Origin of the sequence: Nostoc sp. NMS2 (genome assembly GCF_017115105.1) — a bacterium.
In the GTDB taxonomy this organism is placed as follows: domain Bacteria; phylum Cyanobacteriota; class Cyanobacteriia; order Cyanobacteriales; family Nostocaceae; genus Nostoc.
In genome coordinates this window covers 49,538-75,768 of the sequence record NZ_JABXKH010000042.1, presented here as the reverse complement: position 1 = coordinate 75,768, position 26,231 = coordinate 49,538, and the positions used below count along the sequence as shown (strand labels likewise).

The following is a 26,231-nucleotide window of genomic DNA, read 5'->3' as shown; positions in this document are numbered from 1 at the left end:
ATCTTTGCCACCAAATCCTAAAATTAGATTTACCTTTTTGCTAAACCTACCTGTCCTCCAATTAGCCCCAGAAATCCTGTTCCAGAGTGCTGAATCTCCAAAAAACTTGCTTGCTCAGGTGAGGTTTTATAAATCCGAAATGTTTTCATAATTCCCAAAGTAGCGGCACTTTCTAGAGGGCTAACAAAACTAATATCGCGGTCAATAAAATAAGGTTGATTAGCCCAGTGAGCAATCTGATTTGCATTCAAAAAGTAGCAGCCTGAGTGGGGATTGAGGGCACGACGAAAGGTAATTAGTGTATTCATGATTGTACCCTTGAGTTCCTGTTGCTCCTGCACATTTTGAAAGGGAGCAGTTACTCGTAAAGCTAAATCTCCATCAATGTAAGCTTTGTGAACCAAACCGTGGGGGGAAACTTCATAACGATTTGGCTGGAGCAAGTTTAAGTCACCCGCTTGTTGGGTAAACCAATTTAATTTTATAAAAAACCAAGGGTCATGGATAATTAGGTCATCTTCAAGGAAGCAGTAGTAATCATACTGACCGAGACAACTTTGCAGAACAGCTTGGCATTCAAACCCCAAAAGCAGAGGTTCTACATTAGTAGAATGATGCTTATATAAATGAGATGGTAAGGGAAGCTGATTCAGAAGATGATTATCTTGGGTTGTGCAAATAACAATATCTAGTTCGTGCGACTGGGGTTGATTAGCAGGTAAAGCTATTCGTTGAGCAATATTGATGATACTTTGAGATTTGCCAAATAATTCGTGTAAAGCAGTAAGGCTTTTAGTTAACGCCTGCAAGCGGGGTTGTGGGTCTTTGTGTTGGGAAGCATGACGAGCTTCACTGCTAGGTTTGAAAAAATGGGCAATAGTAAAAATAATTCGCATTTTAAATATCGTTTATTTGTCATTTGTCATTTGCCAAGAACTAATGATTAATACACTTCTTACACAATTCATTATTTTCAGGCTTTTATTTCCACCTTTGCTTGAGGGAAAAAGTCTTTATTCAAGAGACTAATAACCAATGACCAATGACTAATGACTTTTTCCAAATCCTTTAGAAACTGAGGGCTTTTTTAAACTATCAGAATTTTTACCAGCAAACATCCATTGCAAATGCTGTGGTAACAGTTTGGCTAAATCATAACGCTTCAAAATTGTCTCTCGCGCATTCGCACGAATTTTTTTCATCTCTTGAGGATTATTCAGCGCTTCTTCAACCCGATTAGCAATATCTTGGGGAGAAAAGAAATCTACCAGCAGTCCATTTACCCCATCCTGTACAACTTCCAATACTGGTGGAGTCTTAGAAGCTATTAGTAAACATCCTGCTGCCATTACTTCTAACATTGACCAAGATAAAACAAAAGGACGGGTTAAATAAATATGAGCAGAAGAAGCTTGCAAAACTTGAAGATACTCATTGTAAGGTAGTCTATCTGTAAAGTGCAGCCTCGATAAATCCAAGGATGATTTTAATTTTTCTAGCATTAATTGTTTATAAGTCTGACCATCGGGGAGATTCTTCCCATAAGCCACTCTATCTTCTCCTACAACTACTACGTGGCAATTAGGTCTTCGCTGCTGAATTAGCGCTACCGTCTCCATAAACTGTGGAAATCCTCTATAAGGTTCCATCCCCCGTCCCACATAAGTTACTAACTCTTCGACATGGGAAAGGTCAAGATTTATTCTTGGTAAAACTAACTTTGCGTCTGGCTTGGGAACAAAATAATTAGTATCAATACCATCATGAAGTACAGTGATTTTGCTATGATATTCTTTAGGAAACTGGTGACGCTGCCAATTAGTGGGAGAAAGACCGCGATCGCAGCTATATAAATCAGTCAAAATCGGCGTATTTTTCACGCGGATACGGCATTCATCATCTGCATTGAGTGGTTCATTGGGATCAAAATCTGCATCGGAACCGTGAGCGTGATAAAACCACTCGAAATAACACAATAATTCTGCTTTGGGAAAAACATCTTTCATAAATAAAGTCGGACCCCAACCAGAATGGCCATAAACTATATCTGGAAAGAAACCCTCAGCTTTTAATTTTTCTGCCACACGATAGACAGCCTGCGCGGTGAGAACAGCATTTTCCAGGCTGCGAACGTAATGGTGGGTTTGGGGAGCAGCTTCCCGAGAAGGAGTGTAAATAGCTTTATAAACGCCAGGTATTTCCCCTTCACGACGGTTTGTTCCAAAGACGACTTTGCAATTAGGATTTTGACCTAAAACTGTCGCCAGGTTGCGAAATTGCGAGGGGAAATTGGGATGTAAAAATAAGATTTTCATTGGAATAATCTTGATTAATTTATTGTGAGATAAAATAAATTAAGACAATCTTTTTAAGATTATAAGATTATTTATCCCGATTTTTAGCAAGTAAATTTAGGTAAATGGTAGCCTGAAAATGCGAAAATAATCGCAAATTCATGTTATGACAATGAAATTTATTGGCATTGATTTAGGCTGGCGATCGCAACCAAGTGGATTATGCTCTTTAGAATGGATAGACGAACAACTGCAATTACTCGATTTAGACCACAAAGAAGCCATTGCAGACATCCTCACCTGGATCGATCGCAGTGTCCAACCAGACGAACCAGCCATCATCGCCGTAGATGCACCTACCCTCATACCCAATGCTACCGGGAGTCGCCTCCCCGACAAACTCAGCCACAAGTACTTTGGCAAATATCATGCGGGTTGCTACCCAGCGAATCAAAACCTACCCTTCGCCGATCGCACCATCAACTTTGGCTTAGAATTAGAATCACGTGGTTTTGCCCACGCACCCACCATTGAACCGCAAAAACTTAGCAGATATCAAATAGAAGTCTTCCCCCACCCAGCAATCGTTAACCTATTCAACTTAGAACGCATCCTCAAATACAAAAAAGGACGACTCAGTGAGCGTCGCCTAGAACTAATCAAACTCCAAAATTATCTTCTCCATATCCTCCCCTCTCTTTCTCCTCCTCTGCGTCCTTGGCGTCTTGGCGGTTCGTTTCCTCTTGAAATTCCCACCACAGGCGCAGCCCTCAAAGCAACTGAAGATCAACTAGATAGCTTAGTTTGCGCCTATGTTGCTGCATACTGGTGGTATTGGGGAGAAGAACGTAACTTAGTATTAGGCGATCGCACCACAGGCTACATTATCATCCCCCAAAGAATTTGAGCCTAAAATTGTAAGATCGCTAACAGGACTTAGGGCTGATGCAAAGGCAAGAAAAAATTTCACAAGTAATAGTGACTGCTGGGCAGATGCACGACATTGAAGATCGGATCTTTGCAGCAGGAATGCCTGTAGTAGCTTTAATGGAAAAAGTGGCGGGATTAATTGCCCGTCGGATTCAAGAGATCCCCCCAATCACACTTAAAAATGGTTATGTTGCTTCAAACACCCTCTTAAAAAAGGGGTTGCCCCAGGCGGTGGGATCTCGTGTTGGAATTCTTGTCGGGCCTGGTCATAATGGTGGGGATGCACTAGTAGTAGCCCGTGAATTACACTTTCGCGGGTATGAGGTTTGGATTTATTCTCCTTTCTCTAAGTTTAAAGAATTAACTTCGCAGCACTTGCAGTTTGCCCAAAGTTTGGGTATTCCAATTTATCAAACAATTGAGCAACTACCAGATTCTGATTTGTTGATTGATGGCTTGTTTGGGTTTGGTTTAGAAAGAAACCTGACTGATCCCATCGTCTCTGCAATTAATCAGCTAAATCAATTGTCTGTGCCGATTTATAGTATCGATTTACCTTCAGGTTTACACACAGACACTGGCATTGTATTAGGAACTGCTATTCGCGCCACTCACACTTTTTGCTTGGGTTTATGGAAACTAGCTTTCTTCCAAGATCGGGCGCTAGAATATCTTGGCAAAGCTGAGTTAATCGATTTTGATATTCCTTTAACTGATGTAGAAGCTGTTCTTAAAGATGCACCCAGCATTAAATGTATTACACCAGCAACGGCACTGGCTACTTTACCTTTACCTCGCCCACCAGTTACCCACAAATATAAGGAAGGACATTTACTCCTGATTTGCGGTTCGCGCCGCTATGCAGGTGGAGCAATTTTAACTGGTTTGGGTGCTAGGGCTAGTGGTGTGGGGATGCTTTCTATTGCTGTACCCGAATCGCTGAAATCTCTTTTGGTATCGCACTTACCAGAAGCGCTAATCGTCGGTTGTCCAGAGACGGAAAGTGGAGCCATAGCTCAATTGCAATTACCAGAAAAAACCGATCTGACTTCCTTTAATGCGATCGCTTGTGGCCCCGGTTTAACACGAGATGCTACTCCCATTGTGCAAGAAGTCATAGAAAGCGATCGCCCTCTGATTCTTGATGCCGATGGTTTAAATATTTTGGCACAAATGGGAGCGATCGCCACATTAAAAAAACGTCTTGCCGTAACTGTACTCACACCCCACACTGGCGAATTCCAGCGATTGTTTCCTGATATCGCTGATGCTAAACATGACAAAGTGAAAGCAGTACAGGAGGCAGCCCGACAAAGTGGGACTGTAGTGTTATTGAAAGGGGCGAGAACTGCGATCGCAAACCCTCAAGGTGACATTTGGATAATTACTGAAAGCACACCCGCCCTGGCACGTGGAGGTAGCGGTGACGTATTAACTGGGCTACTAGGTGGATTGTTGGCACAAGCAGCAACTAAACAGATTCCTGTAGAAGATATTGTGGCAACTGCCGCTTGGTGGCATTCACAAGCCGGTATAATAGCCGCCCAAGAGCGGACTGAATTGGGTGTAGATGCGTTTACATTGACACAATATTTGCTCAAAGTTTTAACAAAACAGAATTCAGGAGTCAGTCGCCAGAATAATGCCTCCGACATCCGCGAACAGAATGAATTTTGAACGAAAAAGTGGATGAATAGAGGGGTTTAAGTTCCCCACCAAATTTTCAATTTGGTGGGGAACAATAAAGTGGCGGGTCTAAATCCTCCACTAATTGATTCTGACTTCTGGATTCTGACTTCTGACTCCTTTTTAAAAGTTTAAAGGGCGATAGGCAAATATGGGTTTTCAGTACACTAACGCATTTGTCACCATAGGGTCGGTTAATTTTGAGAAATTAGTGAATTTTTATACTAAATTTCTGGAGCAAAAACCAGTTATTTTGATTCCCAATGTCTATGCTGAGTTTCATTTGGTTGGGATGCGATTAGGTATTTTTAAACCCAAGAACACAAGCGAATCGGAATTTGAAGCAATGTCTAACGACAAGCCACTTTGTGTATACGCCAAAAGTAAGATAAGTTTGTGTTTAGAAGTGAGTAACTTAGAAGATGCGATCGCTCACCTCATAGCTTTAGGCTATCCCCCACCAGGAGCCATTTCTATTGCTTCCCACGGCAGAGAAATTTATGCCTATGACCCTGATGGCAATCGTCTGATTTTACATCAAGCTGTTACGGGGAGTCATTAGTCATTTGTCATTGGTCATTGGTCATTTGTCATTGGTTTTGGACAAACGGCAAAGGACAACTGACAAAGGACAACTGATAACTGACAAAGGACAACTGACAAAGGACAAATGACAAATAAAAAAAATGGCTATAACTCAAAACTATAGATTAAACGTAATTCAATGGTATCCAGGTCACATTGCTAAAGCTGAAAGGAAGCTCAAAGAACAGCTTAAGCGTGTAGATGTGGTATTTGAGGTACGAGATGCCCGAATTCCCTTAGCGACTCATCATCCCCAAATAGGTGAGTGGGTAGAGGGTAAGACACGGGTATTGATACTTAACCGAGTCGATATGATTACGCCGCAAATGCGATCGCTATGGATAGATTGGTTTAAACGTCAAGGGGAATTCCCTTATTTTACCAACGCTCAACATGGTAAAGGTATAGCAGAAGTGGCGCGGGCAGCGCAGGCGGCCGGAGTAGAACTCAATCAAAGAAGAAGCGATCGCGGAATGTTGCCTCGTCCAGTCCGGGCTGTGGTCATTGGTTTTCCCAATGTTGGTAAATCAGCTTTGATTAACCGCCTTTTAGGACGGCGAGTAGTGGAAAGTGCAGCCCGTCCTGGGGTAACTCGCCAATTGCGCTGGGTGCGAATTTCCGAACATTTGGAATTGCTAGATGCTCCTGGTGTCATCCCTCTAAGGTTAGAAGACCAAGACGCAGCATTGAAATTAGCCATTTGTGATGATATCGGTGAAGCATCTTACGATAATCAGTTAGTAGCAGCAGCCCTAGTGGATTTATTCAACTACTTGGAAGCTGTAACTACAGATTTGTTACCGAAGAAACCATTACAGTCGCGTTACCAACTTGATTCGACATCAGACACCGGAGATACTTATTTACATGCCTTGGCAGAGCATCGTTACAAAGGTGATGTAGAGCGTGCTGCAAGGCAACTTTTAACAGATTTTCGTAAGGGGTTGTTAGGTGAAATGAGTTTAGAATTGCCACCCAACTAGATTACAAGCATTTTTAGGCCATTTTTGAGTAGCAGGTGAGTAGCGTTTAAAAATCTGGGCACTCGGCTTTGGTGACATCTGGGTGACAGTAGTACCTCAAAACTGTTTGGACGTTATCGCCGATCCAGTAGGCTACCTTTTCCGGCGATGCCCCAGATGCGATCGCCCAGGTAGCGAAGGTGTGCCGAGTGCTATAAGCCTTTAAATAAGGGACTATGCCTTGATCAGCCAATTCTGAAACTACGCCGTTATAGCGATAACCTTTCGTGTCGTGGGCCCTCCAGCATTTATCCAAAATATTTAGATTCAGTCTCTGCCCTGACCTACTTTTAAAAATCAGTCCTTTTGGGTCAGGGGAATCGGGTTGAATCTCTAGAAGCAGGGATTGCAGTTTTGATCTTTCTCCGCAGGGGAACACCCGCCGTCTGTTATTCTTTGTGCCTTTGAGAACGCAAACACGAGATGCATAAGCCTTTGTGATAGAGATGCGTGTGCATTCGCGGCTTACATCGCCCCACAATAGGGAAAAGGCTTCTCCGGGGCGGCATCCAGTCCAGAATAAAAATTTAATTAGGCTGCTGTAGTGTGAAAATTTTAGGTGAGACTCAAAAGCTGTGATGATTAAATCCCGTTGCTCCAGCGTGTAGGCTTTCACCTCATTCTCAATGCTGGGATTTTTGGGCTTTGGCAACTGGATCTTTTCAAAAGGGTTGAAATCAACCAGACACGAATCAATACCCCATTTACAGCACCTAGAAAAAGCCGCAAGCGTTTTGTGTGCTGTATGGTAGCTGTACTTAGCTAGCAGCCAGTCTCGAATTGTTGGAGCATCTTCAAGCGATTGACCTGATAACTCCACAACAATTTTAGTTATTTGCTTGTAATCACTTTCTAGGGTTGAGCGCTCTAGATGTTGAGTTTGAAAAGTTAAAAACTTGTCCCACAACTTATCTAGAGATAGTTTCTCTGTCGGAACTACTACAGCATTTTGATAATTTCCAAATTTATATGATTTTAGTGTGGAATCAAAACGCCCTAATGCGATATCTCGCTGAATTTCTTCCCAACGAGATTCTACAATAATTCTATTTTTGACTAAATCGTTAAGCTTACTAGCCAAAAAGAACTGCTTTTTATAGCCATTAACTCTAAAACGAATATTTAATTTTTGCGTTTTAGGGTCTACGGTTACTGCCATACCGATCCTCTCCCATCGCACAGGGTGCAGGAGTAATTCACATCGCCAAAGGCAAGTAACCCCTTGCCGTGGCACTTGGAACACAGTTCGATGTCGTCATAATCTGGATCGTCTTCATCAAAACCCCAGGTGTGACCGCAGTCTAAACACTCCCCGTAACCATAATTTTCTTGATATTGCAGTCGTGTGCAATCGCATCTTGGGCACGCTTTATTAGTCATGTCTCTAAAATTTGTTTGAACTGGGCGTAAGCTTCCTTCCAAGCGGCTGAACCGCCCTTCTTGCACTGCCAAAGCCGCTCTATAATCTCGGTTTGGTTCAGTTCAGGGTTCAGGTTAATCATCGCTAAAACCTGTGAACGTGTTAGGTTCATCGGCGTGAACCGTGGTTCTGAACCGTTGCCAGAATCGCTGTATCCCCTGTCAGATGGTTGGTTCAGTGGTTCAGAAATTGGTTCAGATGGTTCAGATTCAATTATGTCTAAGCATCCTTCTAGCCTCGCTCTATTGTCGCGGTCGTAACCAGAGTAATTAGACAGGGTTGGCAGTGGAAACCAGTCATTAAATTGTCCGTAGTAGTAGCATCTGTTAACAGGAGATTCTTTACATAAATCGTGAATATCTTCTGATGGTAATTTCCGATCTACTGGCAACCATTTAGTTGCAATTAAGGCGGTGTAGGTAGTTAAGCTTTCAGCAGTAATTAGAGTTAGTGGCATGAATTGCGATCGCACTCCACCGCTAACGCCAATATCATCAGTATTTGGATTTAAGGCCACAATCCAAATGTTCCAACCTTGGGAATCGCCAACGCTAACCAAGCTAATAATCACTGATTTAAACCAGCTACCTTCACCAGCACTTTTCATCAAACTAGATAAATATGTTGCTTCGTCCAAAATTAGTAGCTTCTGCCCAGCCGTACTTTGAAATTCTTTAATGGCTGCCTTAAACCATTCAACCACCGCAGATGGTCTCTGCTCTAGTGCCTTGGTGCGTTTGAGAATGTCTACTCTACCAGTAAAATAACCAGTTTCTTTTTCATCCCCTTTGGGGTCGATGTAAAAAATGGTAGTGTCTGGATGTTTAGTTTTAATTGCGTCCAGGGCGTTGCTAATAGTTAGTCCCTTGCCGCTTCCTTGAGCCCCAATTATTAGGTGGTTGCGAATGCGATCGCTCATTGCACCAATTAAATCCTTGGGCTTTGGGAGCAGGGGAGCAGGGGAGGTAATTACCCCGCGCAATCGGGTTACTGCACTGGTTGCACTTCCCACAAGTGCGGAAACTCTTTGGGTCGCAGGGATGGCAGCCGGGGATTGCTTCGGCATCAGAGATTGGGCATCAGCACTTGGGTTATGCCCCCGGTCGATGGCCCAGCTAATTTGGCTTACACACTCTGGTAAGCCAACTTGTTGAACATAATCCTTAAGGTCGTTACCTTCAAGAAATGCAGCGACACAGCCATAATCTCTGATTGCCTCCTCAGCCGAATTGACTGAATGAGTTTTGCGGAAAGAGTGGTATAGGATCAGCGCTCCTACCAGCACCCCAGTCAGTGGAGACGTGATCGCACCCAGAACCAAGCCGGCAATGATTGCACCTCCGACACCAAGGTTGCTATCTTTTGAATCAACCCGCTCAACAGCTAATTCTTGCCAGTCTTCAGGACTGCGAGATTTTTCCGGTTTGAAATTAGTCATAAAACATCCAAAAATAATGGGAGGGCGATACCCTCCCCGCCTCTACTTCAGGTATTTGGTGGTTTCTGCCCACCAAAGCGCTATATTCACCAAAATTTCAATTGCAAACATGGTAGTTACCATCAGTGCAACAGCACCCCAGTCAATTAAATGCCACTGCCCTGTTAGCAGAACAAAAAATAATTGTCCGATATCGCCCCCAGGAATTGGGGGATAAGCAATGGCACAGAACACGGCATCAACACCATAGGAAACCTTGGCGTAGATTCTCGCTTTCCGCATTGATTGCAGTGGCAGCAAGTTATACAGCCGCTTGAGTTGCTTGACTACCGGATCGTCTCTCTCCCCGACTTGGTAAACTCCCCCACTGGTAATTTCGTCCAGTACATTTTTCATGTATCTCCTGTTGTGTTTCAGGAGTATGGGAAGAATTTGGCACACTTGAATTACTGCCCAAATCAGCAAACCTATTCCCCAATGGCTGACCAAACCGATAGCCTGAAATAATTTGCCCAATAGAGGAATCGCGTAGAAACCTTGAATGAGTGTGGTATCAATTACCCGACTGGAAAGGACTTTGACTACATAGGCATAAGGCCCAATGTTCAGGTAACAAATCCATAAACCCAGCCCAATTGCACCCCACCAAGCGATTTTTAGAGCAGTTTTGGAAGGATTGAATTTGATTTTCTTGCGTCTAAAAAACGTGGTCATTGGTACGCCGCCCTCCTGTTGTTTTCAAGGGATTGCTTGATTAGCTGGTTGTTCCCTGTAAAAGCCTCCGATGCTACGACGGGCTGAAACTTGCCATCACCGTCAAAATCTCGCGGTTCTAAAATTGCGGTGGTTCCGTACCCATCGCAAACTACAGTTCCTTTGGGAAGTGGTTGTTTTGTCGTCGGGTCGTAGGCTGGTTTACCTTGAGCGATCGCAACTAATTGTCCTTTGTACAGCAGAATTAGACACCCACTCCTGTAGCGTTCATCTGCGATCGCGGCTTGATTCTTTGCAGCTTGCTGGGTTGCCCGTAGCTCGTTATTCTTGGCTGTGGCTGTTTGCATCATTTCTCTGGCATTTCCAAGAGAATTGAAAGTGCTAGTCACATTGCCACCGCCGAAGAGTAAACTTATACTCGTGCCTGCTGTTAGCAGCAGTGTTATGGGGTCAAGTTTCATCGTCAACCTCACCAGCTAATGGGTTAACGGTGCTGACAAAGTGAACTTTTTCGGTGCTGGCTTGGGCGATAGAGAGTGCCTTTTCTGGATCGTTCGTGGGAGTTACTTTAGTTACTCCCGCGTTGGCGCTGCCCTCACAGACATAATACTTAGCCGTGGGGTTTGTGTTGGCGTTAGTCATTTGGTAAGATCCTTTTGTAATCTACATTGCGGTGTAGGTGCATCCCTGTGGAATTGAGGCGATTGTGTACCTGTGCGGAATGGCTATCGCTTCCTAAATCCCACTTAGCGGTGCAAATTGTTTGGTTTGTGCTGGTTTAGACTGAAGTTTCGGTAAGTCAGAGCTAGCCTGTGCGGTCGGTAGCTGCACAGTTGGCGACTTCATAGAGCTAACTAGGTGGTCGCCGTAACAAACCAACAATATTGAGAACAGCTGAGATAAGGTGCTAATTCCTGTCTCTTCCATAATCTGGTCAGCTTTGGGTTTGTGCTTTGTCTCAAGCACGATACGGGTTTGTGTCATTAGTCCATGTGTGCCATCGCTATGATGTTGAAGAATTGCGGTTGGTCTGGGATGAAAAAGCGATCGCCGGTGGCTTCACAAATTGGACGGGCCAGTTCGGCGCTGCCACCGACTACTAAAACGTGTCCGAGTTGGGGCGTATGACTGGCCCACTTGGAACGAATTTCTGAACGGGCAGCTTCTACCCAGTGGGAGGCACTGCGATCGTAAATTTCCCAAAAGTCCAGCGAGTCAATGCCGTAGAGGTAATCCCGGCGCTCGATTGCGTCCATGATTTCGGGCAGACCTGGTGAATAGTCAAGGTTGTAGGCTTCCTTGAGTTCGGCGGCTATCTGCTGGGCTAACTGCTTTGTTCCCGGTAAAATCACTTCAGCCTCGTGGATCAGCGTGCCGTTGGGGGTGTAAAGCCTTGCGATCGAAGTGCCACCACCGATGTCCCAAACTGCGTTTTTGGCTTCGGGAAATTGGTAGAAGCCTTGTTTTTGGGCGTAAAGGAAGGCGGGGTAAGTCTCATCGATGGGTTCTACATCTGCCACTGTGTAGCTGATTTCATGTCCATTGCGGACAAATTCACGAGTTAATGGATGGTTAGCGATCCGTCGCACCGCGTTCACGTCATCAGAGTTAAGTGAGTTGGGTAAAGCTATGCACAACTTCTCAACTCGAAGATGGTTAAAGCCTGAACTAGGTTTGATGGCAACTAGTACCAATATTTCTGCTAATTCACACTTATCTTTTTGAAAAGTTGGTTCACCACCTAGTTCTTGGGCTAGTCTGCCAATTACAAAACGCTTGCCATCGACCTCAAGGAAGACTGACTGATAATCGTATTTCAATCGCTTCCACTGGGATTCTGAAAGCTCTTTGACACAACTGGGGATACACCGCAGTTTGTTGTCCTGATCTAGCCATTTTATGAAGCGATTGCCACCGTCAAAGACAATTCGCGCTTTTGTCTGTCCTGCTTGCGGACACAGAAAGCCAGCGTCTTCGCTCCTGTGGAATCCGTTTTGCGGTTGTAAGTATGCGTTAGTGTTCACTACTGTCCCCCTAGCAGTTTAGACGCTGCATCTAATACCCTTTGCTGTTGTTCTAGGCTGAGTTGTCCGTCGCTGTTGACCTCGATTACTTCCATTTGCGTTCCAGCACGGTAAAGACAATCGTTCTTTAGGTGTTCGTTGTCTGCGTCTTTGGCTTTGGCAATGTAGCGCTGGACGTAGGATTTGTTGATCTCTTCTGTCATTGCTAAAATCTCCTTACTATTCAAATTCAGTTTGCACTTGGCGATCGCTCTTGGGATATGGGCTATCGCCTTTTTACTTGGAACCGCTAACCCCGCGATCGCTACGACTTACGGGTAAGGACAGTTTTTAATTAATACATTCAGCATGGATGAGAGCTAAGTACTGCTAGCCCAGCGACGCTACGACTTACGGGTGAATGCAGTTGTCCTTTATCGGGTATTTCCCCCAGCAGGTCTTTGGTATTTGCTCAGTGCTGGCAGGCTGCTATCTCTGCCTGGTTTGGGGTATTTTAATAACGTATTTACATATATACATTATGCTTACTACAATAGTATATTCGTATATACTAGTCAATATCGTATTTATGGATATGCAATAATAGGGTGTCGAGCATGGAAAAAATAACCAATGGTAAGCAGAGGACGCCCCAACAAAAGGGGAGTAACCAAACTAGTCACGTTAAAAGTGAACCCAGAGGCATGGGAATTATTCCGGCTTTTGGCGGAAAACCTGGGGACTACGAGATCGGAACTAGTCGAAAAGATAGCAACGAACCAGATGCCGTTTCCCCAGGAGAATGGACAGATGGTGGAATTTCTGGGAAACTCATCGGCCAGCTAATTGATGAAAACGAAAAGCAGCTGGCTTACCACCAAGAACAATGTTATTACCACCAGACACAAGCCCAGAAGGTACAAGATACACTTGAAAGACTAAGACAGATTCCTGAAACCTTAGCAGATATAGTTCATACACAATAAAGCCGTTCTACCCATTCGCAGGCAGAACGGCTTTATTCATAGATATGTCGCCTACTGTCTTGTCTGGTAGCAGGCGATGCATCTGTGACTAGACATCGAGGTGCGATCGGAGATCAGCAAGTGGTGAATTTGGATCTTTCGGTTGGGTCACTTCTGGCTCGTCAGGAACAAACTCAAGTCGAAACCGGAATCTTCCTTTTATCCAGCCCCCGCCCTTAACTTGCAAAACCTCACACTTAAACCCTTCTTCTGTAAACCATTTGAGTTCGGCGCTAGAATACCTGCCCGTCCCATGTGCCCAAGAACGAATATGTTCTGTTAATGTTTTTAACTTAGCCATGTCGGGGGTTCCAAAACAAAGTCCGCCAGAAGCACAAACAACATCTTCATCGCTCAAGCCAGCCCTGTCTTCAGGGTAGCCAAGCTCGTATTTATTACTCATATCGACATTTTCTTTCGGTACACAGCATGGCGGATAAAGTTTGCAGCTTGATCCGCCTTCCCTAATCTTTCCCACAGACCAGCAAGGAATAAAACCAATGATCAGAGCTAAATTCATCTGTCAACAGAATCTCCCCGACCGCGAAACCAAAACAGCAACAGTTATCCTCACCCCAGTAACCAGCAATCCACCGAGCGAAGAAAACTTAACCTTCTGGCAAGCGACACCAGCCGGTAACATCACACTCCAAATTACCAACCCTGCGGCATCGTCTCAATTCTCTGTTGGGACTGCCTATTACGTTGACTTCACTGCTGCGTGAAGTGCGATCACTGTTGACCGATGACCAATGACTAATAACCAATGAGTGACGAAATTAGAGTAACTATCTACCATCCCAGGCGAATACCTAATGTTTACCGCCCACCAATGGGCTTGCCTCTGAACTGGAAGGATGAAACATCAGGAGAATTGCCCCGTGTAGTTTTTAAATTCTTTAGTTCCCAGTACCTCACCACTAACGAAATCGCTCTTTTAGCCGAATACTGCCGACATTACATTAATGGCCCTTGCTGGGATGCCACCGGAGGATTCCCCGATGAGCTAGCAGCGCTGCGGGAATCAGCTAATTCAATTTCTAGCGTGGCAGACATCAGCCAGTGGATTAATGATTGCCTTGAGATCGCTATCGACCCTTTCTAACAATCAAAAAAAGACCCCAGCTATCAACTAGAGCCAAAAAGGATTTAATGTATGAAAAATTACTTTCAAAGGAAGATTAAGGAATCTTCTCTTTCTGCTAACCATTCTAACATTAATTGGAGGATAGAACAATGATTTTATCTACCCTTAGTGTTGTCAATGGTGTACTAGAACGCCACTGGAAAGAGTTCAAATCTAGTGCTATTTCTGATGCAATAATCGACCTGAACTTCCGAACAATTGAAGACTCCAGGGAACTCGATAGAGTCTTAAATCGAAACACCAAAAGCCGCCGTAAGCATTCTGACCATCTAGTACCTGCATGGTGTGTTTCTGGAATTGACCCATTGACTGGAGAAAACACATTAGAAGGCGTTCAAGTAAAACCAGATACACCCACATCTGATAAAAAAGGTAAACCTCAAAAATACATAGGTGCAACAGGAGCCAACACAGCACCATTATTTTTAAATACTGGTATCGAGAACTTTTGGAAAGCAATCATAGAGGATAAAAGTCAGCCAGTTATAATAACCGAAGGTGCTAAAAAAGCTGGTGCAGGACTAGCTCTGGGTATTCCTACTATCAGTCTTCCTGGTGTTGCCACATGTAGAAAGAACGGCAGATTACATTATTGGCTAGAAGCATTCGCGGGATTTGGTCGGACTTTTTACTTAGTTTTTGATGCCGACATCATTGAAAAACGACCAGTTCAATATGCGCTAATATCCCTAGCTCGTGACTTATCTGCAACTGGCTCCAAAGTTATGATTGTCACATTGCCATCACTTGAACTAAAGGGAATGGATGACTTTATTGCCGCCAAAGGCGGTGATGAATTTAAGAAGCTAGTCGATGAAGCCTCCACTATCGAAGAGTGGAAAAAAGAATTGGATGAAAAGCGAAAGGCTCAAGAAAACGAATTTGATGAAGAAGAGAGGAAATCTAGGATGTCTCGTGCCCACAAAATTATCAGCCAGGGATGGGGTGATTCGATTCGATTAAACACCCTCAAAAAATATATTGAGTTTGAGAATTCTCGAATGGACTTAGACCTATTAAAACTCTACATCGCACTAGAGTTTGACATGGACATCTCAAAAGAAGATGCTCACTCAATAGTTATGTCGATTGCTAAAACAAACGCTTACAACCCAGTAGTAGAATATCTCGACGAGCTTGAAGCTAGATTTCCTAGTCCAGATTTATCCATTTTGGACAACCTAGCCTTTAGATACTTTGGCACTAACGACCCTCTGCACAACACTTACATCAAAAAATCACTCATCGCCGCAGTCTCTAGAGCGAGACGACCAGGTGAGAAAGCGGAAGATATTTGTGTCTTAGTTGGCGAACAGGGACTAAGGAAAAGCACATTTTGGAAAGAACTGTTTGGCGCAGACTGGTTTACCGACGAACTCAGCGACAGCAGCGAAAAGGACGAGTTAATGAAGCTTCATTACTTCTGGGGAATTGAACTAGCAGAAATCGAACACATATATAAGAAGAAAGACGTTAGCTCCTTCAAGAAATTTTTGAGCAACACCGTTGATCCGTTTCGGATTCCCTACGACAGAGAAATCAAAGAGCATCCTAGAGCTTGCCTATTAGTCGCCACCTCAAATGAGCAGGAATTACTTAACGACCCCACAGGCAGCCGCCGATTTTTTGTCGTCCCAGTCCTTAAAGAAATTCCGATCGAAGAATTGATCCGCGAACGAGATTTAATTTGGGCCGCGGCCAACCATCTTTACCAAATGGGGCATCAGTGGTGGCTAACGCCGGCAGAGAAGGATCTGCAAGCTGAAGCCAACAAGGATTACCAAACCTCCGACCCGTGGGAAGAGAAAGTACTGTCATTCGTTCGGGGACGTGATTGGGTGACAACCCACGACATCTTATTTACCGCATTGGGTATAGAGACAGGCCGCCAAGACATGATGTCCCAGAAAAGGGTCGCGTCCATTATGAAGATAAACGGCTGGCACAAACAGAGAAAGTGGGTAGAGGGTCATGCATTACAAACTTGGGCAAGAAAGTTGGGAAAAAAGGTGGATCAAGGTGGATCAAGTGGATCAAGTCGCTCAGAGCAAGGGTTTGAGTATGATCCACCTACGGAATCGGACGTGGATCAAGGTGGATCAAGGTGGATCACTGAGAGCATTCAGGAGTATAACGACAATTCAGTGATCCACGTGATCCACCTTGATCCACCTACAAATTCAGAGGTGGATCAAACTCAAACCCTTGCTGGGAGCGACTTGATCCACCTTGATCCACGTGATCCACCTATTTTGGTCAACTTTTCTGAAAAAAAGAGTGTGCAACATGAACCAACCCAAAAACCCAATACTATTAGTTCCAAAAAAGATTTTGACTTTTGGCTGATAGCCCCAACATCCCTTAGCCTTCATATCGCTACCCACCTTGGGGACATAATCTGTACTGCCAAACCAGAATCAACCATTTTGGATGCAGCTAAGAATCCTGCTGGTTACGAATGCTCAATGGTATGGAATTGGCCCACTGGGGGACAAGCCACGATTAAGGTAGGACTTACTCAAGCAGGTGATTTTGAGGAAGGAGCTAAGAAAATAGCTAAGGAGTGGCTTGAAAAACAGGAGCCGTGGAAACCGCAAATACACCTTGATGCCATGTACGGCGGCGAACTTGTCAAAATAGTTGGACGCTGGGAAGGGAAATGGCAAGTCGAATTAGCTTCTGGGCGGTTCCAGTACGTGAGAGCTAATCAGCTAAGTAAACCATGATCAAAACCTTTTAGGCAGAGTAAAACGCGATCGCACTCAAGGTAGAAGTGCGATCGCGCCAATAGCTTTGAATATTTCACCTTCAGGGTATTCGCCCTAGAGGGGTAAGGCAAGTGCGATCGTTCTTAAAGATTGTATAAATTCTTTTGTTATTAAATTCAGTACAGATACTTAACACATCTGCATCAAATTTCTTGTGAGTTCCTGTTTTACCTGCTATGAGGGCTAAATAGGTATACTTTTTATCTGACTAATATTCAATATCTCTGTAACTTAATCGCAGCAATACATACGGATAGTGAAACTACTTCCTCTTTTACATAAAAGTAGAACATTTACAAGTTAAACAGTTGCTCATAAAACTAATTTATTACTCTTCATTAATTCAATTTATGAGTCAGCCTACAATTACTGATTTATTTGGCGCAAACTCCACTTTTTCCGGTTCACCAAAAATACTGCAAATTCCTCTTAGCTCTTTACCTGCTTTGACAGGTAGTAACCCAACTGCACTAGAACTGTATGCAGCAATTATTTCTTACGCCCATACTTGGATAAATGCCAATACAGACGCTTCTGTAATGGCAAGTTCTGATTTGACTATCTCTTCTCCAATAACTCGGAACGCTACCACTAAAACTCAATTCCAGTATTCATCAAGATTCTACGGTACTTATACTGCACCAACTTTTGACCCGAATGTTGTTTGATAATAAATGACTTACCACTTAAAAGTAGTTGGATCGAGTTATGGAGGCGGCTGCTATGCTTACCCAGAGGATGATATTTATGCAGACTTAGGAAATAAATCTCATCCCAATTTTTCATTAAATGTCACAGGAACCGGGCTTGCTTGTGGTGGCTACAGTTTTAACGTCACTGATAATAATTCTGGGGCGGTTATTTATACTTCAACCAGTCCAGCAAAAAATGTTCATTTAGAAATTATTGACAATGATACTGGTAAGCCTCCTACCGCTCCTAGATACGATTGTATCAATGGTCAATGCATCCTAAAAAATACATATAACACCCCAGGAATTTACAACTCTCTTGCTGATTGTCAAGCTGTTTGTGCTAATGGCGGCGCTTGTGGATCGGGTAAGCAATGCGTAGATCCAACAACATTCTGTCCAGATGGGAAGGTATGCATTGATCAAGGGGAATTTGCCTCAATTGAAGCATTGATTTCTAAAATTGGTAGTGAGGTTTGTTAGATGTCAGGTGCTGGTCAATCCCTTATTTCGTCTTTGTCAAATATTAGTAATTGTGCTGGACATCAATGTGATTGTTGTCAACAATTACAGAGTCAGATAAATCAGCTAGCCAATGAAATTGCAGCTTTAAAAAGACCTGACAATTCTAACGATTATCAAAGATTAGAGGCAGAAATAGCAGCTTTGCGATCTCAGCTAGCAGATGTGTATCGTCAACTTGCTCAAGATGAAATTCATATCGGACAAATAGAAAGTGAATTGCATGATTTAGAAGCAAAATTGATTGCTTTTGCGGCTGGGATTGCTGCATTAGTAGCAATAGTAGCAGCCCCCCTAATTGCAGCAGCACTTGAGGGTGTATTTGCAGCGATCGCGGCAGCAGCAGCAACAGCGGCAGAAGCCTTGGGCTTTGCTACGTCTCTAGAAGCTGTGATTGTATCTGTCGAAACAACAGCCGGGTCAGCGCTAGCGTTAGCAGGAACCGCCGAAGGAACAGCCGGGTCAGCGCTAGCGTTAGCAGGAACCGCCGAAGGAACAGCCGGGTCAGCGCTAGCGTTAGCAGGAACCGCCGAAGGGACAGCTGGAACTGCGTTAGCAACAGCAACTTCAGCATTGCAGCTAGGAACTGTGGCGGAGGGAGAAGCCCTAGCCGCACAAGCAACAGCCGGGTCTGCTTTAACATTGGCAGGCACCGCCGAAGGGACAGCTGGAACTGCGTTAGCAACAGCAACTTCAGCATTGCAGCTAGGAACTGTGGCGGAGGGAGAAGCCCTAGCCGCACAAGCAACAGCCGGGTCTGCTTTAACATTGGCAGGCACCGCCGAAGGGACAGCTGGATCAGCGCTATCGATTGCTCAAATTGCGGAAATTTTAGCAGGCACCGCTGAAGAAACAGCTATTACAGCAGGTGCTACTGCGACAACAGCTTTGTTTACGGCTGAAACAGCGATCGCAGAATTGCAACCAATCGCAGCGCAAGTTCAGTTTCAACAAGCAGAACTTGCATTTCTCGAACCACAAGTAAAAGTAGCTATCAGTTTGGGGACTGTAGCGGAAGGAGAAGCCGCCGCGGCTCTTGCAACTGCGGAACTGGCAGAAGGGACAGCAGCCTCAGCATTGCAACTTGGAACGGTAGCACAAGGAGAAGCCGCCGTGGCTCTTGCAACTGCCGAGGTTGCACTAGCTACAGCAGAGGCATCATTACTTAAACCAATTATTCCAGGACCACAGGGAGAACCAGGACCACAGGGAGAACCAGGACCACAGGGAGAACCAGGAATACCTTTACCTCCACTACAAGGACTTCCAGGAGAACCAGGTCCTCAAGGTGAACCTGGTCTTCCTGGTGTTCCCTTGCCAGGACCTCAAGGCGAACCCGGCACACCTGGACAACCAGGACCTCAAGGCCAACCCGGCACACCTGGACAACCAGGACCTCAAGGCGAACCCGGCACACCTGGACAACCAGGACCTCAAGGCGAACCCGGCACACCTGGACAACCAGGACCTCAAGGCCAACCCGGAATACCTTTACCGCCATTACAAGGACTTCCAGGACAACCAGGACCTCAAGGCGAACCGGGCACACCTGGACAACCAGGACCACAGGGCGAACCCGGCATACCTGGACAACCAGGACCTCAAGGCGAACCGGGAGAAAAAGGAGAAAGTGAAATTATGGAATTTTCTACTATTACAGTTCCAGTTTTTGCAGGATGTGATCCAGTTACTAATTCGGCTATTTTTAGTGGGCTAAATATATCAGTGATTAAAGGGACTGAAGCCCAAGAGTTATTAAAATTTACGCATCTGAGCCAGATTGAAAGCTTAGAATGTCAAGTTAAACAACAAAATAGCTCTAAAGTTGAATGTTACGCAGCAGTTCCCGAATGGTGGCAAGTTCGCATAGAAAGCAATAGACCACAAATGATATTTATGTTTGCGGAAGATTTAGGCGAAGGGAATTTTGATTCGGCTAAATATCCAATAACAGTGCCTCATCCTATTGCAAAACATTACGAAACTTCCCCTTTACCTTCATATCAGAAAGGACAGTATGAAGGTATTGTAATTCTCAAAGATAATTCCAAAATCATAATTAATGCTATCTCTACGGAGGAAGCAGAAAGAGTGCTGACTGCCATTAAAGAAATAATAATCCCTGAATTCTTGGAAGGAGCAATACAAAAGATTGCACAGAGAAGAGGTGTAGAACTTCTAACTATTACAGTACACCCTAAACGTGTAGAGTATTTCTCTACAGGACTGAAAAAAACTAAACCGGATTGGACGGATAGTTTTAAGTAGTTTTACTAGTTAGGTGAGGACTTAAGATTGATTTACACGGATTTTTTCAAAGCGGTATAGAGCTTTGTAGACTCTGGCGAGACTTAAGGGGTCGCATAGAGTAGCATAAATTAAGTAAGCTCTTGAAAGCTTATGTATCAACGTTTTTCAGGTGAAAGTTGGATTAGATTAGCAATATCTTTTAAACCAAAATTATTGCTTTATGGCTAAAAAGCATAGACGCTTTGGGGCACTACACAAAACCCTCAAAGATACGAATTTTTCAGCGACTAGCGGCGCGGCTGGGGAGTATCTCAAGTATCTGAAAGGGGAAAATAAATTAGTCGTTGCCCGTAAGCTTGATTCTAAATACCTCGTTAGATTTAACGTTGGTGTTATTCCCTTTGATATTGAGCCAAGTAGTACTAGTGGTGCTATTAATGCTTATCAAGGAACTATGACAGTTGTTGCAAATAACATTTTCACAAAATTTTCAGCAACAGCAACAGATGCTTTGTTCGGAATTGAAAGAGACTTAACCAAAACCAAAGAAGTACCAGGTTTTTATCCTGCGTTGGCTCACATTGCAGTTATCCCATCGAGTACGACTGAGAAAGCTGCTAAAACTTCTGGTATCACAAAACGAGCTTATAAAGCCTATCCTACGCGTACAGGTGGTGTCCCCTATGGTCGGACTACAACCACAGTGAAAGACCCTAGTGGAGCTGCAATTACGGATATAGCGAAGGAAACTGAAGAAGACTCACGAGCTTATATTATGATTGCCCTCAAAGGCATAACCGCAAATTCTTTTAAGTGCATTGGGGTCAGCTTTACGCCGGAATTGCACCCAGAAGCAGGTTTCTTTGGTGTTGCTAAACCAACAGGGACAGGCGTTCCGACAGATATACCAACAAATTAGTAAATGCTACAAGAAATTGTACAATTTCAGCGATCAGTTGGGGAATGTTTTCATCTGTTTATCCCCAACGATCCTTTCCTAGAGATGCAAGAAGCAATCAGCAATTCAATGCTAGTTGAGTCAGCTGTAAAACAGATGCTTTCGGGTGAGATTTCCCCTGAAGAATTGTTAGAGATGGTTGAGCCTGTTATTGAAAATATGGACGATTACATCCAAGAAGTTGAAGAAAACTTGATAGAAATTTATCTAGCTTAGGGTTGATATGGGTAATCCAGTTTTGCAGTTGGGCAATTCCGCTAACTGGGATTTATTCTATAGCACCACTGTTGAGGCAGTAATTAGTAGTAATGGAGAATCTTATACTCCAATACCTACTATTACTGTTCCTACTCTTTTGGAGAGTCATATTATTGCAACGTCTGTTAGTTGCTCTAATAGTAAACCGACATGGTATTTTGGTGGTTTTATAAATCAGCGTATTAATTTAGGATTGACTGTTGGTGGACTTCCAGATTCAGACGCGGTACAAAAACGTAGACTCTACCTTAATCGGCTGACGTTGATTGTTTTTCCAAGGTTAGTCCCTACTTATGCTGTAAGTATTGATGTTCCTAAGTGGTTCCAAAATGTAACTTTTAGCTTATTTGAGTATACGGGAATTGAAAGCGATTCTACAGAGGATTTGATCAACCAAATCAAAAATGTAGACTTACCTCGAATTGAAAGCAAGATTGATGCTTTGCATTAGTAGGACAAGCAATGCAGAATACTTACTAACAACAGTAAAAGTGATGCTCTTTAAATGACTACCATAAAGTCGGTAATAGGTGTTACTGTGCCTCAAGCAGGGTTTGTTGTCACCTTAGAAGGCACTAGTCTTTTTCTTGGTATTTTGCTATCAACTTTTGCACTGATAGGTATCGGGGTAAAGGTAGTTTCTAAATTTAATACAATCACCAACGAGATTAGGGATTTAAGGGAAGACTTGAATACCCATGCAAATTCTGAGGGACATGAGAAGTTACTAAAAGAAGTTGAGCTATTACAAAAAGATGTAATAGCTTTCGACAAAAGGTTTGACGTTCATTTGCAAGATTATACTAATTACAAAGACGCTAATCTTCTACAAAATAATAATTTAAACGAGAAGATCAATCATACATGGAATAAAACGGAGAAAGTCTTCATAGAACACAAGACCGATATTAAAGACCTCCAACAGTTCCTCCAGAAGCAGGAGAATTTTAGAATCCGGGAATAACTCACTGGGGGATTCACTTTTCAATTACAAATCCCCTACAAACTTGGCTTGCAGGGGATATAACTAGTACATTGCTTTAATTACTGGACTTGATTCTATTGGCAAACTTTATTAGCCATAGCTCCAGTTCCAACAAATGCTGCTTTTCCGCACTCTGAGCCATTCTTAAAAATTTTGATTTCTACTGTACCCTGATGAACTGTTGCTCCTGCCGCAGAAATTAGGGTATTTTTTGGAGCAGAAAAGCTGACTTTATAAGGAAGTGTTGCTGTGACCTTTTCTACTTTTGAAGGTGTACTGAGATTCTTAGAACCCATAACATAGCTTCCAAATAACTTGCTTCCATTAGCCCCAGTCCATTCAACCTCATAATTATCTGAGCCACTGAAAGAATTTGAGTTGATTGAGGGAGTACATGCCGTCAATACTGCACTTGCAATTGCTAGTGTTGCTATTTTTTTCATTTTAGTATAACCAAATAAATGCCAAGCTTATATTGCCCATTACGTGGTATTTAGTTATACATAACTTGCGCTTTTGATTCTTACTGGGGATTCACTCTAATAATTCAGGTTAGAGGGCAGTCAATTATCTTGCGGTCAACTTAGATTCTAAGCGTCCAGTGGACACAGTGAGCGTTTCCACTGGACTGCTAAAAAGCAAGAGGGTTTTTAGTTGATTTAGTCATAACTTTATCGCCGTTTATCCCCGAAAATAGAGGCTTTCAGACGATGGCATTTGCTCAATTTAGGCAAGATTTAGGCAAGGATAAATTCTGAAGCGGCTAGAAACAATGGGTGACCTGAGATTCGAACTCAGAACCAATAGATTAAGAGTCCATTGCTCTGAATGAGTAGCATTTGAGTAGCGCGATCGCAGTTGGCGATCACTAAAAATCGGGATAAAAAATACTCAATTGAGTAGCAAATGAGTAGTAAAGTCGTAATACAGATGGAAAAGCCTTGTGTAGATTAGAAGGATGGACACTAGTTTAGAATTACCACCCAACTAGATTACAAGGATTTTCAGCCTATTCTGAGTAGCATTTAAAGAAGTCGGAAATCGAAAGTCGGAATGTGCTACGCCCCGCTACGTTCGCGGAGCGTCTCGTAGAGAAGAGAGGAAGTACAGTTTTGTAACGGGGATTTAGACCTGACAATTCAGGTTATGTGGAAAAGTCCACCAAAAACCTAACCCCCTAACCCCCTTCCCGACGCGGGAAGGGGGAAATTCAAAGTCTCTTTATAGCGGTCTCAATTGTATGGAATACAGACCTAACCCTCAGCCACTTGCCTACAAACCTCCAGCAAAATAGCCTGATTCAATGTAATATCTGTCACATACAGTTGTCGGAATGCAGTTAACAGTGTCATAAAGAAAAGGTGAAGGTTAACCTGTAGGTAGAACTTAATCTGAGAGTTGCTTGCACCTCTAGCTTTGATGGATCACACTCATGACTGAACTCACGCTGCGCCTACAAGAGGGAGATACGGAAACAACGATCGCAGTCGATCAAGATATATTTACAATTGGTCGTTTGCCGGAATGTAACTTGTACTTACCTTTTGCTGGAGTATCCCGCAACCATGCTCGCCTGATGAAAACGGCAGACGATGTGTGGACTATTGAGGATCTAGGCAGCAAAAACGGGACGCAAGTCAATAAATATCTTATTAACTGTCCCCAAGAGTTACATCATGGTGATATCGTTTGGTTGGGCAATGTGAGCCTGGTAGTAATGCTCACAAGCCCTGTTTACCAACCGACACCTGAGTATGGCGCAAGTTCGGAAAATAATGAGCAGAGAACAATTCTGCACAATGTCGAACAATTACAACAGCAATGGATCGCAGCTGATAGCAAAGATGACAACATCAGCAATAAAGACAAAACCATTGCTCGTCTCAAAGACTTGGTGGATATAGCTAAAAATCTCTGTGCGGCGGCATCTATAGAAGAGATTTTTTCTCAAGTACAGCAAGTGGTTTTTCGTTACCTTGATAGTATCGAGCGCTTGGCATTATTAATCGATGTTAATGGTTGCGGTCAATTAGAATTAGTCAATGCTGCTACTAGAAATATTTCCCAACAAAAACATCTCCCCTCAGATGGCAGTTGGATTAGTCGGAGTATCTGTCAAAAAGTATTTGACGAAAAAGTTGTCATTCAAACCGCCGATACCCATCAAGATGAACGGTTTGCTAGTGAACAGAGTATTTTGGTTAAAGGCATTCGCAGCGCGATGGCAGTGCCTTTATGGGATGAAAATAAAGTTGTAGGCGTACTCTATGCCGATGCCAATCTTTCTTCTTACCATTGGGCAAATGAAGGCGAGGAAGAATTGAGCTTTTTTTCGGCTTTAGCAAACCTTGTAGCTTCGAGTGTGCAGCGTTGGCTATTGGTAGAGAAACTCAAAACTGAAGAGATGATTCGTCACCGATTAGAACGCTATCATTCTCCAGCAGTTGTACAGCAGTTGATTTCTGTAGGTGGATTACCGGGTGGCCGTTTAGCGCCAGCAGAGAGCGAAATCAGTATTTTGTTTGCAGATTTGGTGGGCTTTACGGCAATTTCTGAACAGTTAACACCAACTGCGATCGCTCAACTGTTAAATAATTTATTTGAAGAAATGCTAAAAGAAGTGTTTGGTTGCGGTGGCACTTTAGATAAATACATTGGCGATTGTATTATGGCATTTTTTGGCGCTCCAGAACCGCAAACAGATCACGCCGATCGCGCCGTTGCTGCTGCCAAAGGAATGCTCACTCGTCTCGAACATCTTAATGCCAACGGTTTTTGGCACGAACCTCTACAATTACGGATTGCAATTAACAGTGGTAAAGCTGTTGTGGGAGATGTCGGTAGTTCTCAAAGAGTAGACTATACGGCATTGGGCGCGACAATTAATCTTGCCGCTCGGATGGAAGGAGTTTGTCCCCCTAGTGAATGTGTGATTAGTCAAGCCACTCATAAAATGCTTTCACTGCCTGAAGACTTCCAGGAAATGGGAGATTATCGTTTCAAAGGTATTGAGCGATTAGTGAAGATTTATCAGACACAATTGCAGCCAATGCCAACTATTATTGCTCCAATCATTAATCTTTAGGGATTGGGCGTTAAATCGCTGGATTTAGATCGCCGACTTCTTGAAGGATACTGCTGGCGAATTAGGGGTCTAACCTAGTATGGGTTAGACCGCCGATAACAGAGGAGAATAAAGAGTAAGAAAATACTCAAAAAGTTGTATTTTCTTACTTGTTGATATGACACTGCATCCAAAAAACCATTGGCAGATACCAGAGCAAACGGCACAGATATCGCGTGCGTCATTCCCGAAGGGCAACGAGTTCATGAAAATGTATGATGTCCCATTAATTCTGAAGGGTTATAAAAGTTTGTAGTAAGCACTTCAGTGCTTAAAATTGAGCGATAAACCGCTCACTACAAACCTTGCAAAACTTATGGGACAGACCACTAGTACCGCTTCGCGTAATTCGTAATTCGTAATTCGTAATTCGTAATTCCCGTTGCGTAAGGGTTTTAGACATTTCAAAT

General features: G+C 43.5%; 29 protein-coding genes. 16 read left to right on the top strand and 13 right to left on the bottom strand.

Annotation, left to right across the window (positions count from 1 at the left end; all coding sequences use genetic code 11):
- Positions 1-29: 29 nt before the first annotated feature.
- Together HWQ36_RS05870 and HWQ36_RS05865 are read right to left on the bottom strand one after the other, a co-directional pair.
- Positions 30-896 carry a calcium-binding protein gene (locus tag HWQ36_RS05870; protein ID WP_292699053.1) on the bottom strand — a complete coding sequence of 289 codons (867 nt, stop codon included), beginning with the start codon at positions 894-896 and terminating at the stop codon, positions 30-32.
- Positions 897-1,046: 150 nt separating this feature from the next.
- A complete protein-coding gene (locus HWQ36_RS05865; RefSeq protein WP_292699051.1) occupies positions 1,047-2,315 on the bottom strand; it encodes a glycosyltransferase family 4 protein in 1,269 nt (422 codons plus the stop codon).
- Positions 2,316-2,466: 151 nt separating this feature from the next.
- Between HWQ36_RS05865 and HWQ36_RS05860 the strand changes: the two genes are divergently transcribed.
- The 4 genes from HWQ36_RS05860 to ylqF all read left to right on the top strand — a co-directional run bounded on the left by HWQ36_RS05860 (position 2,467) and on the right by ylqF (position 6,478).
- Complete coding sequence (locus HWQ36_RS05860) at positions 2,467-3,201, top strand: DUF429 domain-containing protein (protein ID WP_292699346.1); 735 nt, start codon at positions 2,467-2,469, stop codon at positions 3,199-3,201.
- A gap of 35 nt (positions 3,202-3,236) precedes the next feature.
- Complete coding sequence (locus tag HWQ36_RS05855; RefSeq protein ID WP_292699345.1) at positions 3,237-4,901, top strand: NAD(P)H-hydrate dehydratase; 1,665 nt, start codon at positions 3,237-3,239, stop codon at positions 4,899-4,901.
- 160 nt (positions 4,902-5,061) lie between these two features.
- Positions 5,062-5,472 (top strand): VOC family protein, encoded by a 411-nt coding sequence (locus HWQ36_RS05850; RefSeq protein WP_292699049.1) that lies wholly within the window; start codon positions 5,062-5,064, stop codon positions 5,470-5,472.
- A gap of 124 nt (positions 5,473-5,596) precedes the next feature.
- Positions 5,597-6,478 carry a ribosome biogenesis GTPase YlqF gene (ylqF, locus tag HWQ36_RS05845; RefSeq protein ID WP_292699047.1) on the top strand — a complete coding sequence of 294 codons (882 nt, stop codon included), beginning with the start codon at positions 5,597-5,599 and terminating at the stop codon, positions 6,476-6,478.
- A gap of 46 nt (positions 6,479-6,524) precedes the next feature.
- On the opposite strand, the gene HWQ36_RS05840 is transcribed toward ylqF, so the two are convergent.
- The 9 genes from HWQ36_RS05840 to HWQ36_RS05800 all read right to left on the bottom strand — a co-directional run bounded on the left by HWQ36_RS05840 (position 6,525) and on the right by HWQ36_RS05800 (position 12,316).
- Positions 6,525-7,676 (bottom strand): tyrosine-type recombinase/integrase, encoded by a 1,152-nt coding sequence (locus tag HWQ36_RS05840; protein WP_292699045.1) that lies wholly within the window; start codon positions 7,674-7,676, stop codon positions 6,525-6,527.
- Positions 7,667-7,897, bottom strand: a complete 231-nt coding sequence (locus HWQ36_RS05835) for a hypothetical protein (protein ID WP_292699043.1) — start codon at positions 7,895-7,897, stop codon at positions 7,667-7,669. Before HWQ36_RS05835 ends, HWQ36_RS05840 begins: the two co-directional genes overlap by 10 nt.
- On the bottom strand, positions 7,894-9,375 hold the full coding sequence (locus HWQ36_RS05830; RefSeq protein ID WP_292699042.1) for a hypothetical protein: 1,482 nt from the start codon (positions 9,373-9,375) through the stop codon (positions 7,894-7,896). Before HWQ36_RS05830 ends, HWQ36_RS05835 begins: the two co-directional genes overlap by 4 nt.
- A gap of 42 nt (positions 9,376-9,417) precedes the next feature.
- The gene (locus HWQ36_RS05825; protein WP_292699041.1) at positions 9,418-10,089 is read right to left on the bottom strand and encodes a hypothetical protein; all 672 of its coding nucleotides are present in this window, start codon (positions 10,087-10,089) and stop codon (positions 9,418-9,420) included.
- Entirely contained in the window at positions 10,086-10,550 is a 465-nt protein-coding gene (locus HWQ36_RS05820) for a hypothetical protein (RefSeq protein WP_292699040.1), read from the bottom strand. The genes HWQ36_RS05825 and HWQ36_RS05820 overlap by 4 nt, the downstream gene beginning before the upstream one ends.
- The gene (locus HWQ36_RS05815) at positions 10,540-10,731 is read right to left on the bottom strand and encodes a hypothetical protein (protein WP_292699038.1); all 192 of its coding nucleotides are present in this window, start codon (positions 10,729-10,731) and stop codon (positions 10,540-10,542) included. Before HWQ36_RS05815 ends, HWQ36_RS05820 begins: the two co-directional genes overlap by 11 nt.
- A 93-nt stretch (positions 10,732-10,824) precedes the next feature.
- Entirely contained in the window at positions 10,825-11,073 is a 249-nt protein-coding gene (locus HWQ36_RS05810; protein WP_292699036.1) for a hypothetical protein, read from the bottom strand.
- The gene (locus HWQ36_RS05805; RefSeq protein ID WP_292699034.1) at positions 11,073-12,113 is read right to left on the bottom strand and encodes a ParM/StbA family protein; all 1,041 of its coding nucleotides are present in this window, start codon (positions 12,111-12,113) and stop codon (positions 11,073-11,075) included. The genes HWQ36_RS05810 and HWQ36_RS05805 overlap by 1 nt, the downstream gene beginning before the upstream one ends.
- A complete protein-coding gene (locus HWQ36_RS05800; protein WP_292699032.1) occupies positions 12,113-12,316 on the bottom strand; it encodes a hypothetical protein in 204 nt (67 codons plus the stop codon). The genes HWQ36_RS05805 and HWQ36_RS05800 overlap by 1 nt, the downstream gene beginning before the upstream one ends.
- A gap of 393 nt (positions 12,317-12,709) precedes the next feature.
- Here HWQ36_RS05800 and HWQ36_RS05795 point away from each other — a divergent pair, with 393 nt between their 5' ends.
- On the top strand, positions 12,710-13,078 hold the full coding sequence (locus tag HWQ36_RS05795) for a hypothetical protein (protein WP_292699030.1): 369 nt from the start codon (positions 12,710-12,712) through the stop codon (positions 13,076-13,078).
- 88 nt (positions 13,079-13,166) lie between these two features.
- Here HWQ36_RS05795 and HWQ36_RS05790 read toward each other — a convergent pair whose 3' ends face one another.
- A complete protein-coding gene (locus tag HWQ36_RS05790) occupies positions 13,167-13,520 on the bottom strand; it encodes a KGK domain-containing protein (protein ID WP_292699028.1) in 354 nt (117 codons plus the stop codon).
- 97 nt (positions 13,521-13,617) lie between these two features.
- Here HWQ36_RS05790 and HWQ36_RS05785 point away from each other — a divergent pair, with 97 nt between their 5' ends.
- The 10 genes from HWQ36_RS05785 to HWQ36_RS05740 all read left to right on the top strand — a co-directional run bounded on the left by HWQ36_RS05785 (position 13,618) and on the right by HWQ36_RS05740 (position 22,676).
- On the top strand, positions 13,618-13,842 hold the full coding sequence (locus HWQ36_RS05785; protein WP_292699027.1) for a hypothetical protein: 225 nt from the start codon (positions 13,618-13,620) through the stop codon (positions 13,840-13,842).
- Positions 13,843-13,883: 41 nt separating this feature from the next.
- Entirely contained in the window at positions 13,884-14,222 is a 339-nt protein-coding gene (locus HWQ36_RS05780; protein ID WP_292699025.1) for a hypothetical protein, read from the top strand.
- A gap of 131 nt (positions 14,223-14,353) precedes the next feature.
- Positions 14,354-16,990, top strand: coding sequence for a VapE domain-containing protein (locus HWQ36_RS05775; RefSeq protein ID WP_292699023.1), 2,637 nt, complete (start codon positions 14,354-14,356; stop codon positions 16,988-16,990).
- A 392-nt stretch (positions 16,991-17,382) separates the two neighbouring features.
- A complete protein-coding gene (locus HWQ36_RS05770) occupies positions 17,383-17,700 on the top strand; it encodes a hypothetical protein (protein WP_292699021.1) in 318 nt (105 codons plus the stop codon).
- Positions 17,701-17,706: 6 nt separating this feature from the next.
- Positions 17,707-18,207, top strand: a complete 501-nt coding sequence (locus HWQ36_RS05765; protein WP_292699019.1) for a hypothetical protein — start codon at positions 17,707-17,709, stop codon at positions 18,205-18,207.
- Positions 18,208-20,514 (top strand): hypothetical protein, encoded by a 2,307-nt coding sequence (locus HWQ36_RS05760; RefSeq protein ID WP_292699017.1) that lies wholly within the window; start codon positions 18,208-18,210, stop codon positions 20,512-20,514.
- Between the two features lie 202 nt (positions 20,515-20,716).
- Positions 20,717-21,415: a hypothetical protein gene (locus HWQ36_RS05755; protein ID WP_292699016.1), complete on the top strand. Its 699-nt coding sequence runs from the start codon at positions 20,717-20,719 to the stop codon at positions 21,413-21,415.
- 3 nt (positions 21,416-21,418) lie between these two features.
- The gene (locus tag HWQ36_RS05750) at positions 21,419-21,670 is read left to right on the top strand and encodes a hypothetical protein (RefSeq protein WP_292699014.1); all 252 of its coding nucleotides are present in this window, start codon (positions 21,419-21,421) and stop codon (positions 21,668-21,670) included.
- A 7-nt stretch (positions 21,671-21,677) separates the two neighbouring features.
- Positions 21,678-22,163 carry a hypothetical protein gene (locus HWQ36_RS05745; RefSeq protein ID WP_292699012.1) on the top strand — a complete coding sequence of 162 codons (486 nt, stop codon included), beginning with the start codon at positions 21,678-21,680 and terminating at the stop codon, positions 22,161-22,163.
- A 54-nt stretch (positions 22,164-22,217) separates the two neighbouring features.
- Entirely contained in the window at positions 22,218-22,676 is a 459-nt protein-coding gene (locus HWQ36_RS05740; RefSeq protein WP_292699011.1) for a hypothetical protein, read from the top strand.
- A 95-nt stretch (positions 22,677-22,771) separates the two neighbouring features.
- On the opposite strand, the gene HWQ36_RS05735 is transcribed toward HWQ36_RS05740, so the two are convergent.
- Complete coding sequence (locus HWQ36_RS05735; RefSeq protein ID WP_292699009.1) at positions 22,772-23,140, bottom strand: hypothetical protein; 369 nt, start codon at positions 23,138-23,140, stop codon at positions 22,772-22,774.
- Positions 23,141-24,129: 989 nt separating this feature from the next.
- On the opposite strand from HWQ36_RS05735, the gene HWQ36_RS05730 reads away from it, so the two are divergent.
- A complete protein-coding gene (locus HWQ36_RS05730; RefSeq protein WP_292699007.1) occupies positions 24,130-25,782 on the top strand; it encodes an adenylate/guanylate cyclase domain-containing protein in 1,653 nt (550 codons plus the stop codon).
- Positions 25,783-26,231: the final 449 nt, after the last annotated feature.

Bases quoted from the DNA above. Each gene is read 5' to 3' on its own strand.
- HWQ36_RS05870 (WP_292699053.1), bottom strand. From the start codon at position 896: ATGCGAATTATTTTTACTATTGCCCATTTTTTCAAACCTAGCAGTGAA.
- HWQ36_RS05865 (WP_292699051.1), bottom strand. From the start codon at position 2,315: ATGAAAATCTTATTTTTACATCCCAATTTCCCCTCGCAATTTCGCAAC.
- HWQ36_RS05860 (WP_292699346.1), top strand. From the start codon at position 2,467: ATGAAATTTATTGGCATTGATTTAGGCTGGCGATCGCAACCAAGTGGA.
- HWQ36_RS05850 (WP_292699049.1), top strand. From the start codon at position 5,062: ATGGGTTTTCAGTACACTAACGCATTTGTCACCATAGGGTCGGTTAAT.
- ylqF (WP_292699047.1), top strand. From the start codon at position 5,597: ATGGCTATAACTCAAAACTATAGATTAAACGTAATTCAATGGTATCCA.
- HWQ36_RS05840 (WP_292699045.1), bottom strand. From the start codon at position 7,676: ATGGCAGTAACCGTAGACCCTAAAACGCAAAAATTAAATATTCGTTTT.
- HWQ36_RS05835 (WP_292699043.1), bottom strand. From the start codon at position 7,897: ATGACTAATAAAGCGTGCCCAAGATGCGATTGCACACGACTGCAATAT.
- HWQ36_RS05830 (WP_292699042.1), bottom strand. From the start codon at position 9,375: ATGACTAATTTCAAACCGGAAAAATCTCGCAGTCCTGAAGACTGGCAA.
- HWQ36_RS05825 (WP_292699041.1), bottom strand. From the start codon at position 10,089: ATGACCACGTTTTTTAGACGCAAGAAAATCAAATTCAATCCTTCCAAA.
- HWQ36_RS05820 (WP_292699040.1), bottom strand. From the start codon at position 10,550: ATGAAACTTGACCCCATAACACTGCTGCTAACAGCAGGCACGAGTATA.
- HWQ36_RS05815 (WP_292699038.1), bottom strand. From the start codon at position 10,731: ATGACTAACGCCAACACAAACCCCACGGCTAAGTATTATGTCTGTGAG.
- HWQ36_RS05810 (WP_292699036.1), bottom strand. From the start codon at position 11,073: ATGACACAAACCCGTATCGTGCTTGAGACAAAGCACAAACCCAAAGCT.
- HWQ36_RS05800 (WP_292699032.1), bottom strand. From the start codon at position 12,316: ATGACAGAAGAGATCAACAAATCCTACGTCCAGCGCTACATTGCCAAA.
- HWQ36_RS05795 (WP_292699030.1), top strand. From the start codon at position 12,710: ATGGAAAAAATAACCAATGGTAAGCAGAGGACGCCCCAACAAAAGGGG.
- HWQ36_RS05790 (WP_292699028.1), bottom strand. From the start codon at position 13,520: ATGAGTAATAAATACGAGCTTGGCTACCCTGAAGACAGGGCTGGCTTG.
- HWQ36_RS05785 (WP_292699027.1), top strand. From the start codon at position 13,618: ATGATCAGAGCTAAATTCATCTGTCAACAGAATCTCCCCGACCGCGAA.
- HWQ36_RS05780 (WP_292699025.1), top strand. From the start codon at position 13,884: ATGAGTGACGAAATTAGAGTAACTATCTACCATCCCAGGCGAATACCT.
- HWQ36_RS05775 (WP_292699023.1), top strand. From the start codon at position 14,354: ATGATTTTATCTACCCTTAGTGTTGTCAATGGTGTACTAGAACGCCAC.
- HWQ36_RS05770 (WP_292699021.1), top strand. From the start codon at position 17,383: ATGAGTCAGCCTACAATTACTGATTTATTTGGCGCAAACTCCACTTTT.
- HWQ36_RS05765 (WP_292699019.1), top strand. From the start codon at position 17,707: ATGACTTACCACTTAAAAGTAGTTGGATCGAGTTATGGAGGCGGCTGC.
- HWQ36_RS05760 (WP_292699017.1), top strand. From the start codon at position 18,208: ATGTCAGGTGCTGGTCAATCCCTTATTTCGTCTTTGTCAAATATTAGT.
- HWQ36_RS05755 (WP_292699016.1), top strand. From the start codon at position 20,717: ATGGCTAAAAAGCATAGACGCTTTGGGGCACTACACAAAACCCTCAAA.
- HWQ36_RS05750 (WP_292699014.1), top strand. From the start codon at position 21,419: ATGCTACAAGAAATTGTACAATTTCAGCGATCAGTTGGGGAATGTTTT.
- HWQ36_RS05745 (WP_292699012.1), top strand. From the start codon at position 21,678: ATGGGTAATCCAGTTTTGCAGTTGGGCAATTCCGCTAACTGGGATTTA.
- HWQ36_RS05740 (WP_292699011.1), top strand. From the start codon at position 22,218: ATGACTACCATAAAGTCGGTAATAGGTGTTACTGTGCCTCAAGCAGGG.
- HWQ36_RS05735 (WP_292699009.1), bottom strand. From the start codon at position 23,140: ATGAAAAAAATAGCAACACTAGCAATTGCAAGTGCAGTATTGACGGCA.
- HWQ36_RS05730 (WP_292699007.1), top strand. From the start codon at position 24,130: ATGACTGAACTCACGCTGCGCCTACAAGAGGGAGATACGGAAACAACG.